The sequence below is a fragment of the Nocardia citri genome (genome assembly GCF_054065835.1).
Genome location: NZ_JBSUQM010000017.1, coordinates 1 through 12477, shown reverse-complemented (window position 1 = coordinate 12477; position 12477 = coordinate 1). Strand labels below are relative to the sequence as shown.

Annotated in this window: 12 protein-coding genes; 6 read left to right on the top strand and 6 right to left on the bottom strand. The window is 65.7% G+C overall.

All coding sequences use genetic code 11. The features are described 5' to 3' along the window. Positions 1 to 40 precede the first annotated feature (40 nt). The 4 genes from qcrB to ctaE form a co-directional block, all read right to left on the bottom strand. Entirely contained in the window at positions 41 to 1654 is a 1614-nt protein-coding gene (gene qcrB, locus ACW2Q0_RS21530; RefSeq protein ID WP_457192691.1) for a cytochrome bc1 complex cytochrome b subunit, read from the bottom strand. Further along, positions 1651 to 2826, bottom strand: coding sequence for a cytochrome bc1 complex Rieske iron-sulfur subunit (gene qcrA / locus ACW2Q0_RS21525; protein ID WP_457192780.1), 1176 nt, complete (start codon positions 2824 to 2826; stop codon positions 1651 to 1653). Before qcrA ends, qcrB begins: the two co-directional genes overlap by 4 nt. A gap of 263 nt (positions 2827 to 3089) precedes the next feature. Then, positions 3090 to 3968, bottom strand: coding sequence for a cytochrome bc1 complex diheme cytochrome c subunit (qcrC, locus tag ACW2Q0_RS21520; protein WP_457192690.1), 879 nt, complete (start codon positions 3966 to 3968; stop codon positions 3090 to 3092). Between the two features lie 62 nt (positions 3969 to 4030). Beyond that, the gene (gene ctaE / locus ACW2Q0_RS21515) at positions 4031 to 4642 is read right to left on the bottom strand and encodes an aa3-type cytochrome oxidase subunit III (protein ID WP_457192689.1); all 612 of its coding nucleotides are present in this window, start codon (positions 4640 to 4642) and stop codon (positions 4031 to 4033) included. A gap of 280 nt (positions 4643 to 4922) precedes the next feature. On the opposite strand from ctaE, the gene ACW2Q0_RS21510 reads away from it, so the two are divergent. The 3 genes from ACW2Q0_RS21510 (at position 4923) to ACW2Q0_RS21500 (ending at position 6888) form a co-directional block, all read left to right on the top strand. Next, positions 4923 to 5345, top strand: a complete 423-nt coding sequence (locus tag ACW2Q0_RS21510) for a hypothetical protein (protein ID WP_457192688.1) — start codon at positions 4923 to 4925, stop codon at positions 5343 to 5345. 67 nt (positions 5346 to 5412) lie between these two features. Then, positions 5413 to 6468 (top strand): anthranilate phosphoribosyltransferase, encoded by a 1056-nt coding sequence (gene trpD / locus ACW2Q0_RS21505; RefSeq protein ID WP_457192687.1) that lies wholly within the window; start codon positions 5413 to 5415, stop codon positions 6466 to 6468. 141 nt (positions 6469 to 6609) lie between these two features. Then, positions 6610 to 6888 (top strand): hypothetical protein, encoded by a 279-nt coding sequence (locus tag ACW2Q0_RS21500; RefSeq protein ID WP_457192686.1) that lies wholly within the window; start codon positions 6610 to 6612, stop codon positions 6886 to 6888. A 7-nt stretch (positions 6889 to 6895) separates the two neighbouring features. Here ACW2Q0_RS21500 and ACW2Q0_RS21495 read toward each other — a convergent pair whose 3' ends face one another. Together ACW2Q0_RS21495 and ACW2Q0_RS21490 are read right to left on the bottom strand one after the other, a co-directional pair. Continuing rightward, the gene (locus tag ACW2Q0_RS21495; RefSeq protein WP_457192685.1) at positions 6896 to 7171 is read right to left on the bottom strand and encodes an Lrp/AsnC family transcriptional regulator; all 276 of its coding nucleotides are present in this window, start codon (positions 7169 to 7171) and stop codon (positions 6896 to 6898) included. Positions 7172 to 7175: 4 nt separating this feature from the next. Further along, the gene (locus tag ACW2Q0_RS21490) at positions 7176 to 8945 is read right to left on the bottom strand and encodes a DEDD exonuclease domain-containing protein (protein WP_457192684.1); all 1770 of its coding nucleotides are present in this window, start codon (positions 8943 to 8945) and stop codon (positions 7176 to 7178) included. 605 nt (positions 8946 to 9550) lie between these two features. On the opposite strand from ACW2Q0_RS21490, the gene ACW2Q0_RS21485 reads away from it, so the two are divergent. From ACW2Q0_RS21485 to ACW2Q0_RS21475, 3 genes are all read left to right on the top strand, one after another. Further along, positions 9551 to 10123, top strand: a complete 573-nt coding sequence (locus ACW2Q0_RS21485; RefSeq protein WP_457192683.1) for a C40 family peptidase — start codon at positions 9551 to 9553, stop codon at positions 10121 to 10123. 223 nt (positions 10124 to 10346) lie between these two features. Further along, positions 10347 to 11384: an NlpC/P60 family protein gene (locus ACW2Q0_RS21480; protein ID WP_457192682.1), complete on the top strand. Its 1038-nt coding sequence runs from the start codon at positions 10347 to 10349 to the stop codon at positions 11382 to 11384. 6 nt (positions 11385 to 11390) lie between these two features. Then, the gene (locus ACW2Q0_RS21475) at positions 11391 to 12389 is read left to right on the top strand and encodes a hypothetical protein (protein WP_457192681.1); all 999 of its coding nucleotides are present in this window, start codon (positions 11391 to 11393) and stop codon (positions 12387 to 12389) included. The last annotated feature ends 88 nt before the right edge of the window (positions 12390 to 12477 follow it).

The following is a 12477-nucleotide window of genomic DNA, read 5'->3' as shown; positions in this document are numbered from 1 at the left end:
TCGAATTCGACTCGGGGCCTTCTGCTTTCGAGCTAGGTGCTCAGTGGCCGGACTTGCCGGTTGCCCGCTCCTGGACCCGCTGCAGCACGGCGAGCTGCTTGTGTTCCTCCGCGTGCTCGGTCTCGAAGGCTTGCTCGATCTCGTGCGCGGGGTCGGCGCGCAGGAAGCTACCGGTGCCCGGCTGACCGGCCAAGCCCAGCTTGTTCATCTTCTTGGGCACCGTCGCGCCCTGGTACTCCAGCGGGATCGGGTGGCCGTGCTCGTCGACCGGGCCCAGCGGCTGGTGCATCTCGATGTACTCACCGTGCGGCAAGCGCTTGATCACACCGGTCTCGATGCCGTGCTCGAGCACCGCGCGGTCGCTGCGCTGCAGACCGATGCAGAACCGGTAAGCCAGGAAATACGCCACCGGCGGCGCCACCAGCACGAGAATACGGCCCGCCCAGGTGGTCGCGTTCAGCGAGATGTTGAACTTCAACGCCAGGATGTCGTTGTTGCACGACAACGTAAGCACCACATAGAACGCGATCGCCATCGCGCCGATAGCGGTACGCACCGGCACATCGCGGGGACGTTGCAGCAGATTGTGGTGCACCTTGTCGCCGGTGAGGCGCTGCTCGATCCACGGGTAGGCGATCAGCACCGTGAAGACCAGCCCCATTACCAGCAGAACCCAGAACGGTGCCGGAACCGTGTAGCGACCCAGGTACAGCTCCCACGGCGGTAAGAGCCGCAGGAATCCGTCGGTCCACATCATGTAGAAGTCGGGCTGCGAACCCGCCGAGACTTGAGCTGGGTTGTACGGACCCAGGTTCCAGATCGGGTTGATCTGCAGCACACCCGCCAGGATCGCCACGATACCGAGGGTGAAGGCGAAGAACGCACCCTGATCCGAGGCGAACACCGGCACAATGCGCGCACCGACGACATTGCTCTCGGTGCGACCCGGACCAGGGAACTGCGTGTGCTTCTGGTACCAGACCAACGCGACGTGCGCGGCGATCAACGCCAGCATGATGCCGGGGAACAGCAGCACGTGCGCGATGAACAGACGCGGAATGATGATCTCGCCGGGGAAGTCACCACCGAACATCAACCAATGCACCCAGGTGCCGATGATCGGGATACCCATCACAAGGCCGCCGAACGCGGCCCGCAGACCGGTACCCGAGAGCAGATCGTCAGGCAACGAGTAACCGAAGAAGCCCTCGAACATCGCCATGATCAGCAACAGGCAGCCGATGACCCAGTTCGCCTCACGCGGCTTACGGAACGCACCGGTGAAAAAGATCCGGAACAGGTGCACGATGATCGAGGCCGCGAAAAGCAACGCCGCCCAATGATGCACCTGGCGCACGAACAGACCACCGCGCACCTCGAAGGTGATATTCAACGCCGTCTCGTAGGCCCGCGACATGGTCACACCACGCAGCGGCTGGTAGGCGCCGTTGTACACGACCTCGCTCATCGACGGATCGAAGAACAGGGTCAAATACACACCCGACAGCAGCAGGATGATGAAGCTGTAGAGCGCGATCTCACCGAGCAGGAACGACCAGTGGGTCGGAAAGACCTTATTGATCGACCGCTTCAGGAACGCCGCGGCACGGTACCGCTCGTCCGCTGCGTTGGCTTGGGCTGCAACCCGACTCATGAACGACGCTCCCAGTAGGCCGGTCCGAGCGGCTCGATGAAATCGCCTGCGGCGACCAGGTAGCCCTCGGAGTTGACGGTGATCGGCAGCTGCGGCAGTGCGCGAGCGGCGGGACCGAAGACCGGCTTACCCCATTCGGTCGCCAAGAACTGCGACTGGTGGCAGGGGCACAGAATCCTGTTGGTCTGCTGCTCGAACAGTGACGTCGGACAACCGAGGTGGGTGCAGATCTTCGAATAGGCGAAGTAGTCGCCGTAGTTGAAGCTTTCCTGCCCCTTACGCTTGACGGCCTTCTGCGCGTCTTCGGTGCGCAGCCGGATCAGCATGACGGCATTGCGGATACCGCGCAGGGACTGCAGCGTCGCGTGCTCGTCACCGCGCCACTTCTCCTTCCACGGGAACACCGTCTCCATGGCGCCCGCGTCCAGATCCTCGGGACGCACCAGCAACACGTCCTCGGGGCGACCGGTGTCACGACGGATGTAAATCGTCTCGCCCGGGAAGTCGGGGGTCCAGCCCGAGACCCACAGCGGCGACTTGTCGCCCTTGGCCCACGGGTTCTTGACCATGCCGCCGACGAAGACCAGCAGCGCGCCGATACCGAGCACACCGACACCGGCGCCCGCGGTCCGGGTGATCATCTTCCGGCGACCAAGCGTGGAGGTGTCGAGCGCATCCTGCAGCTCGGCGACCAGGGTGCGACGCTCGACCTCGGGCGAGGCTCCGTCGTGGCGGACCTGAATCGACAGCTCGGCCGGGATGAACTTCTTGCGGATCAGCACGACCGCGATACCGATGACCAGCACCGCGATACCGAAGCTGAGGCCGACCAGCGGGGTGAACAGAGAGTAGGCGGTGTGACCTTCCTCGTCCTTGCCCTTGAACTCCCAAGGCCAGAACAGGAAGACCCCGACCAAGACCGCGGCCGCGATGCCGGAGACCGCGAACCAGAACGAAACCTGGCGCTCGGCGCGCTTCTCGGCACGGGTGCCCGGCACCGGGAACCGTTCGCGCCGGTAGGCGACGTCGACGCCGTCGCGCTCGGTACCGAGCTTGACCAGCTCGTCGCGCGACATCGCGTCGAGTTCTTCCTCGGTGGGCTCAGCCGGTGTGGAATTCACCTGCTCGTTCGACGGCTCCGTGCCGTCGTGGCCCTCATCCGGCCGACCCATGTCAGTTGGCTCCTTGCTATCGCTCATGCCTGCGCCTCGCTAGCGCTCGGCTCCGTCATGACCGATAAATCGGCTGTGTTTGTTGTTCGCTCGCTACGCTCACTCATGCCTGCGCCTCGCTAGCGCTCGGCTCCGTCATGACCGATAAATCGGCTGTGTTCGTTGTTCGCTCGCTACGCTCACTCATGCCTGCGCCTCGCTAGCGCTCGGCTCCGTCATGACCGATAAATCGGCTGTGTTCGTTGTTCGCTCGCTACGCTCACTCATGATCGAGATCCGATCCACATCGCGGAACCCACGAGCACTGTGATACCGACCACCCACATGGCCAGACCCTCGGTCGCGGGACCGAATCCGCCGAGGTCCCAGCCGCCGGGGCTCTTCTCCTCGGTGGCGTTCTTGACGTAGGCGACGATGTCGCGCTTCTCTTCCGGACTCAGCTGCCGGTCGGAGAACTTCGGCATGTTCTGCGGACCGGTGAGCATCGCATCGTAGATCTGCTGCTCGCTCGCGGGCTCCAGCGGCGGTGCGAACTTACCGGAGGACAGCGCGCCACCGCGGCCAGTGAAGTTGTGGCAAGAGGCGCAGTTCATCCGGAACAGTTCCGAACCGCGGGCGACATCCGGACCGCGCAGCGATTCCTGGGCGATTTCGCCGTTGGCGTCGCGAACCACGCTCGGGCCACCGCCGTTCGATGCGACGTACGCGCTGAGCGCGTCGATCTGGTGCGCGTCGAACTTCGGTGGCTTGCGCTCGGCCTGGGCCTCATTGCGCGCCATCGGCATGCGACCGGAGGAGACCTGGAAGTAGACGGCCGCCTCGCCGACGCCGATCAGGCTCGGACCGCGGTCGGGCACGCCCTGCAGGTTGGCGCCGTGACAGGTGATGCAGGAGGTCTCGTAGAGCTGCTTGCCGTCGCGGATCAGCGCGGACTGGTCCTCGCGCGCGGTCGCGACCTGCGGGTCCGGCGTGATCGCGGTGGCGAGGAATCCGGCTCCGACGAGGCCCACCAGCAGCGCGAGCCCACCCGCGATGCGACGCCGCATGCGGCGCTGCTTGCGCGTCTTGCTGGCCGCGACATCTTGGCCGATCGCCGCGCTGGGGCTGGCGGGCTCTGGCGCTGACGGGGGAGATGAACTCATCTGTGTCCCTTTGGAGTAGACGGAACCGACTTGTGCAAAAGGTTTGGCGTTACTGGCCCGGCTCAGCGGACGAAGTAGATCGTGGCGAACAGCCCGATCCAGACGATGTCGACGAAGTGCCAGTAGTACGAGACGACGATCGCAGCGGTGGCCTGTGCCGGGGTGAACTTACTGAGCTTGGTGCGGACCAGCAGGAATACGAAGGCGATCAGACCGCCGATGACGTGCAGACCGTGGAAACCGGTGGTGATGTAGAACACCGAACCGTAGGCACTGCTCGAGATCGAGGTGCCTTCCTTGACCAGGTTGGTGTACTCGTAGCCCTGACCGGCCACGAACATCGCGCCCATGATCAGGGTGACGACGTACCAGCGGCGCAAGCCGAACACATCGCCCTTCTCCGCCGCGAACACACCCATCTGGCAGGTGAACGAGGAGGCGACCAGCACGGTGGTGACCGGCACGGCAAGCTTCAGGTTCAGCTCGGTCGGTTCCGGCGGCCAGTTGCCGTGGGCCTGGGCGCGCGCGACGAAGTACATCGCAAAGAGCCCGGCAAAGAACATCAGCTCGCTGGAGAGCCAGATGATGGTACCGACGCTCACCATGTTGGGCCGGTTCAGCGAATGCACGCGCTGAGTAATGGCCGATCCTGGGGTCCCTACTGCGGTCGTCACGGGGGTAAGTATGACTCGTCGTAGTACGACGCAAGTACTCGGGTGCGAAACTCGGCCTCTCGCGTCGGAAAACGCACGGACGAACAGTGTTTGACAGCCGCGCCTTCGGCGCGGCGTGTCGGCGGCCGCGAGACCGGCCGCCGACGGTCGCTCGTAAGGCTCGCTCCGTTGTGATGATGTAGGGGTGTGAATCTCGCGCGACCACAGGATTCGACTACCGGATTACAGCCTCCGATGGTGACAGGCGCGGATAAGGAAAAGCTGAGATCAGGAGGCGGATGTGACGCGGTGGTGGCAACGGCTGTTCGGCGGGGACGAACCCGAACCGCTGGATCCGACCCGTTCCGACCTGGTAGTCGTCGTGGAGTGCTTCGAAGACTCCGAAGCGTGTTCGACAACACTCACGCGCGCCTCGGCTCTCAAACCCGACGAGCCCGCACTGCTGCGCCATCACTTGCGTATTCCTCCTGATCGGATCGATGAGGTGTGTGCGATAGCGGCCCAGGATGGCTACGCCGCGGCGCCACGCACCTCGGGGCCACACGAGCTGGAAGCGCTGATCCTGCATCGCGTGCAACTGCTCGACGCACTGCACTGTTCGCAGGAACGGGCCAGGATGGCCGGTCTCGCGCAACGCCACGACGGCGTCGCGGACGGCTGGGATGCCCTGCAACCGGGTTCCGCGACCGCGCAGCGGTCATAACATCTCGACCACTACGCTCTTTCGCGACAGACTGGTGCGCGAACCAGTGGTGACAGGAGAAGTGGACATGCGCAGCTGGCCCCAAATACTCGGGACCCTTGCCGATGGTGGCGATCTGGCGGCGGAGGACACGACCTGGGTAATCGACGAGATCTTCACCGACAATGCGACGCAGGCGCAGATCGCCGCCTTCGGTGTGGCGATGAAGATCAAGGGCCCGACTCCCACGGAGCTGTCCGGTATGGCCGCGGGCATGCTCGGCCACGCCCGCCTGGTCCACATCGACGGCGATGCGGTGGACATTGTCGGGACCGGTGGTGACCGGTCCGGTTCGGTGAATATCTCCACGATGTCCTCGATCGTGGTGGCCTCGGCCGGAGTTCCCGTGGTCAAGCACGGCAACCGCGCGGCCTCCTCGAAGAGCGGCGGCGCCGATGTGCTGGAGGCATTGGGCGTGAAGCTGGCCCTCGGTCCCAAGGCCGTCGCGCGCTGCGTGCGCGAGGTCGGCATCGGCTTCTGCTTCGCCGGGCTGTTCCACCCCGCGTTGCGCTTCGCCGGTCCGGCCCGCAAAGAAATCGGCATACCCACCGTTTTCAACGTCCTCGGTCCGCTCACCAACCCCGCGCAACCGCGCGCCGGGCTGGTCGGCTGCGCGTTCCCCGAACTGCTGCCGGTGATCGCCGGGGTCTTCGCCGAGCGCGGCGCGAGCGCGATCGTGGTGCGCGGCAATGACGGTCTGGATGAGATCACCACCTCCGACACCACCGCCGCCTGGGTGGTGTCGGGCGGACAGTTGCGGGAAACCACCATCGATCCGACCCGCATCGGCATCGCGCGCGTCGATCTGAATGCCTTGCGCGGCGGCGACGCGGAGATCAACGCGGGTGTCGCGCGCAGCGTATTCGCGGGGACCGCGGGCCCAGTGCGCGATGCGGTACTGCTCAACTCGGCCGCCGCCATCGTCGCCTACGACTTGTCCCGAGGGGTCGGTGATCCGAATGTCGATGTCCACGACGCCATCGCCGCAGGCATTGATCGGGCCGCCGAAGCCATCGACACCGGCAAATCCGCCGCCCTGCTCGAGCGTTGGGCCAAACTCACCAACACCCTGGGCGACAACTGAGGCCGACAGCGCGAACTATGCGCTATGCGCCGTATTCAGCAGACCTCTTGTGGCGGTGGAGGTTACAGTGACGACCGCAATCCGGCACGACCCCCTTTCGCGTCGGGCACACGCTGCCCGGCTCGATCGCTGGAGCACATGATGAAGCGGGGCGTTTACGCGGCACTCGGTCCGTCGGTGATCGCCGGCGGACCCGTCGCACACGCGGCACCGGGCAGTCTGGTCGTCAACGGCACCGCCTACCGCGAACCGTCCGGCTGCGTGCAGATCGATGTCGGCGCCGCCCCCTTGGCCATCGAGAACCACACCGACGCCATCGTTACCGTCTTCTATACCGTCGGGTGCGGGGGCCAAGCCGGCGCCGCACTCCCCTCCGGCGGCTCCCGTCCCCTCGCCGGCTCCGCCATCCGCATTTCCTGAGTACGGCTCACTCCCCGAGGGAGAACCCGGCTTCGACGTCGGCACGGGAATAGGACTTGAAGGCGATGTGGGTGGTAGTGCGAGCGACGCCAGGGGTCTTATCGATCCGGCCGGTCACTACCTCGGCGATCTCCTCGTGGTCGCGCACCCGCACGATCGCGATCAGGTCGACATCGCCCGCGCAGGAGTAGACCTCGGTGACGCCCTGGGTGTCGGCGACCGCCTGTGCAGTCTCCGGAATGCGGGTGTTCTCGGCCTGGATCATCACGATTGCGGTAATCATGGTGTCAGCCTAGGCGGTCACCGCGTTTGCGTACCGAGAGTTCGGCGCCCTGCTCGGTGTCGGGCCGGGCGGCCGCATCGGCGAGATCGGCCCACCTGGCCCAGCGTCCGGCACCGCGGATCGGTTCGCCGTATCCCTCACTCGTGCGCACGATCCGCACTCCCGGTCGTCCCAACCATCGCGTCACCAGCCCCACCTCCTCCGGCGACGCACCACGCAACGGCGGCACCGGATCCGGCAATACGGTCTCCGACGCCGCGACGATGCGTTCGATCACCGGCATCGGCGGCACACCGCGCGCCGAGGTGCCGGCCCCCGCCAGCCGCCCATAGCGGATCACCGCGTACTCCCAACCGCCGGCGCCATCCGGATGCGCCACGATCAGTTCGGCGATCCGCGCCACCGCGGCCAGTCGTTGGGTGCGATGCAGTGCCCGCAGCACCGCGACGGTCCGATCGCGCAATCGGGCGGCCGCCTCGAAATGTTCTGCGTGCGAATAGTTTTCGATGCCATCGAGCATGGCCCGCAACGGCGCGTCGGAGTGGCCCGCGAACAGTGCCCGAACAGCCGCGGCGGCGGGTTCGTATTCCTCTCTATATATAGGAGTGCCGCCCGCGGTGGCCGCCGGGCATCCGCCGACCACCGCGGGCGCACAGTCGTGGCGGCCGTCGCGCGGCAGTCGCGTGGCGCAGGTGCGCAGCCCGCTGTGCTCCGCGATGGTCAGCGCGATGTCGTTCGCATCCACCCGAGAAGGGAAGGGCCCCAACGCATCCACGGTCGGCGTGCGCGCGATCGCGAAGCGGGGAAACGGTTCTTCGGTCAGTGTTATCCACCAACCCCGCTTCGGAAATTTCGAGCGCCGGTTGTAGGGCGGGGTATGCGCGACTATCAGTCGCAACTCGCGCACGCCGGCCTCCAGACCGTGCGCGCACACCACATGGTCGACCCGAATGGCAAGGGAGACCATCTCTTTCATCCGGCCGCGGGTCTCGGATCCGGTGAAATAATTGCGCACGCGGCGACGCAGATTCACCGCCGTCCCTATATAGAGGACTTCGTCGGAGGGCCCGCGGAAGAGATAGACACCGGGGCTCGACGGCAGATCGTTGGCGAGAACCCGTTTGGCGCGTTGGCGCGGTGTGACATTCGGCAGATAGTCGAGCAATTCGGTCAGGCTGTGTACGCCCAGATTGCCCACCCGTCCGATGAGGGCGTGCAGCACATCCACGGTCGCCCTGGCATCGTCGAGGGCACGGTGGTTCGGCTGGGTGCTCGCACCGAGCAGCGGCGCGAGCACACCGAGCCGCACCGACGGGGCTTCATCGCGGGCGAGTACACGCCGCGCCAACTTCACGGTGCACACCACCGGCCCGCTCGGCCATGCCGTATCCATGCGGGCCGCCGCGGCACGTAGGAAGGCCATATCGAACCGGGCGTTGTGCGCGACCAGCACGGCGCCCTTGGCGAACTCGAGAAAACCCGGCAGCACCGCCTCGATCCGGGGTGCCTCGTAGACCATCGCGGTGGTGATCCCGGTGATCTGCACGACCGAGGGCGGAACGGGCCGTCCCGGGTTCACCAGGGTCGCGAACTCCCCCAGCACCTCACCACCGCGCACCTTCACGGCGCCGATTTCGGTGATCGCATCGCCGCGAGGGCTGGTGCCCGTGGTCTCCAGGTCGACGACCACGAAGGTCGTGTCGTAGAGCGGCGTCTCCAGCTCGTCGAAGGCCAACTGCAGTGCGGCGGCCTGGCGCGGCGTCGGATCGGGCACGGCGTGCAGCGTAGGGTCTCGGTACGACAGGAACCGTCGCAAAAGCCACCCGGATTTCACCAGAGAAATGTCTGAATTACACGGTGCGGATTTCGCGCTAGTTCCCACAAAATGATCTAGAACACCAAAATATGGCGCACATCACATTGTTTAGCAAATTGCATCAATGTGGCGGACGCACCCGGACGCTCGGAGTCGGGACCTTCGGCGCGCCGTCCGCGACCCGCACAAGAAGACCCATCGGTCCGAATCGCCTAGGCTGCCGAAAGTTGAAACACCCTTACTACCTGGGCAAATTCCGTAAAACCAGCCTTCCGAGGCGCGCCTGAGCCCGCGGCCGCCCCGCTCGACGACGACACCTGAATCTCCGAACAAATGCAGGTTGTTATCGTTTCGTGATTGCTGTGACATAAGTCGCACATATTCCACGAAAAATTTGTTGATCATCGCCATTTCGGATGAGCCGGGCTTTACAAAACACCGTGATGTGTTCGTAACCTTTTCGAGACCTCACGGAGTTCGGCGCACCACCCGACGGTGCATCGACGCGGAGTCCGCCGCACCACCGGGTGCGGCGTCGTGGGGCAGATTGGAAGTACCGCATCATGGCGACCAACACCGTCAAGCGACATGCCAAGCGTGCCGTCGCGGCCGGAGCCGTCGGAGCTGCCACGCTCGGCGTCTTCCTGTTGCCCGCCGCGCCCGCCTCGGCCCAGCCGGTCACCATCCCCGGCGTCGGCACCTTCGACGTGCCGAACGAGATCCAGATCCCGCAGGGTATCCCGGGCATCGAGGTGCCCGGCCCCGCGCCGCTGCCGTTCATGGCCCCCAAGAAGACCGTCGGCGATATCGCGCTCGACGCCGCGATGAGCAAGCTGGGCGCTCCGTACGTCTATGGCGCCGCGGGCCCGAACGCGTTCGACTGCTCAGGCCTGGTCAAGTGGTCTTACCAGCAGGCCGGACTGGAGTTGCCGCGCACCAGCGGTGAGCAGCTGAACTCGGGCACCCCGGTCTCGCTCGACGACCTGCGGCCGGGCGATCTGGTGTCGTTCTACGGCGGCAGCCACTCCGGTCTGTACGCCGGCGACGGCAACGTCGTGCACGCCTCCACCGCCGGCACCCCGGTGAAGCTGGCGTCGATCTCCTCCATGCCGGTCGCCGGCGCGCGCCGCTTCTGAGCGGCTCCGCCCGGCCGTACCGAGCGGCCGGGCGACGGGACGGCTCGAGTGATCATTTTGTGGCCCACTGGACACAGGCCTCCGCCGTTCCGTAACCTAATCGAGACCTTCCCGGGTTGCGGGGTTCGCCCTAGAAGTTCCGCAGCTTACGGAGGCGACAAGATCGCTTCACGAGAGATACGGGGCTTGGCGCGCTGTGACAGCAGATCACCGGAGACAACGCATGAAACGTCTGGTGGGAGGGGCATTAGCGGCCGGAGTCCTGGCCGCCGCGCTCTCCAGTGGCAGTCCAGCCGGAGCCGATCCCGCCACCATGCCGACCACGGCCAGTGAAGCCGTACAGCGAATGATCGACCTGTCTCGCCAATCCGAGCAGCTCAATCAACAGGAACTCGAAGCACAGGCCGACCTCGATACCAAACTCGGCGTGCTGCACGATGCCGATGCCAAACTCGCCGCGGCCACGCAGACCGCCGATGCGGCCCGCGAGGAAGTCCGTAGGTTCCAGCCGATCATCGATCGCACCGTGATCGCCGCCTATCAGGGCGCGCGGAACAACCGGCTCTCGTCCGTCCTGCTCAGTGATTCACCGCAGCATCTGCTCGACCAGATGTCGACCATCGACGTGATCTCGGCCAAGAACTCCGAGCAGCTCAATCTCTACAAGCGGGCCACCGCCACCGCGACCGAGGCGGAAAAGGCCGCGCGTACCGCCGCGGACACCGCCCGCGCCGCCTCCGACAAGGCCGATCAGGTGCGCGCCGATCTAGAGCGCAAACGGGTCGGTCTATCCGGATCCATCGCGCAGGTGGTCGAAGCGTGGGGGCAGTTGTCCACCAAGGACAAATCGGCATTGGCCGGATCGCCCTTCCCGCCCGGTTTCGATACCGACACCCTGCTGCGCGGGCTGGTTCCGGGTAGCGGTACCAGCGCATTGGCCGCCGGACTCACCCGCATCGGCGACCCCTATGTCTGGGGCGCGACCGGACCGCACCAGTTCGACTGCTCCGGCCTGGTGCAGTGGGCGTTCAAACAGGTCGGCAAGGATGTGCCGCGAACCAGTTCGCAGCAAGCCACCTACGGCACCCCGGTGGACAAAAACGATCTGCAACCCGGCGATGTCGTGTTCTTCTACTCCGATATCTCTCATGTCGGTATCTATGCGGGTAATGGATTGATGTTGCACGCCTCTACGTTCGGGGTTCCGGTAGCCGTTGCGCCGATGGGGTCGACGCCCTATCACTCGGCTCGGCGATACTGATCAGCTATGAGTAGCTTTGGGCGGGCCCGCGCCTGGTTTCTGGCGCGGCGCCGCTTCCAGTTCGTCGCCACCGTCGCGATGGTGACCATACTGACCGGCACCTGCGGCGCACTGCTGATGGTGCCGAATTCGGTACTACCGAAACTGCATGCGGCCCAACAGACTTCGATCGGCAGTCGGCGCGCCGCCGAGGACGATCCACGCCTCGCGGCGGTGCGGCGCACGCTCGAACCCTTCGGACAGCTCGTCACGGAGCAGGTGCCGACCGGCAACGGCCAGCAGTCCCTGGTCGTCGGTCATCCGGCGCAGCGGGCCGAGATCGATACCCTCGCGGGCGAACTCGCCGCCGCGACCACGGCCGTCACCGGAGTGTGGGGTCCGGGCTGGGCGCAATCCGCGATGGTGGTCGTCGCGTCGAATCCGTCGGAGTTCGCCGCTCTCGTGCGCTCGGGTGCGAGCATGCCCGCCGATGTGGCCGCTGCCTCGGTCGCCGATCCCTTCGTGCCGGGCACCCAGCCGACCGGCCAACGCGTGGTTTTCAGTTCCGATGCCGGACGTCGCCTGGACGCCGACGGTCTGCGCATCCTGCTGCGTCATGAACTCACCCATATCGCCACCCGAGCGCAGACCGTCGATGGCGCACCGCAGTGGATGCTCGAAGGTTTCGCCGAATTCGTCGCCCACCTCGACACCGGACATCATTTCGCCGATATCGCGCCGACGGTTGCCACCCGTATCCGCGCCGGAGATATCCCGCGCGATCTCCCCACGGCCGCCGATTTCGCGGGCAGCGGCGTCGTCGTCGCATATGAGCAGGCCTGGTCGGTCTGCGCGTTCGTCGCCGACAAGTTCGACCAGCCGCGCCTGGTCGAGCTCTACCGCCGCATCGCGGCGGGCAAACAGGACCCCGCGACCGAGGACCGCATCATGCGCGATGTCCTCGGCACCAGCCGCGACGATCTGGTCACCGACTGGCGCGTCTGGTTGTCTGCCCGCGCCACTTGATTCGGACCGCTACCGCCCTGCCAGCCACCACGGAGCGAGTCTTACGAGCGACGTTCGCGGCCCGTCTCGCGTCCGAGTCGTCGAAGCG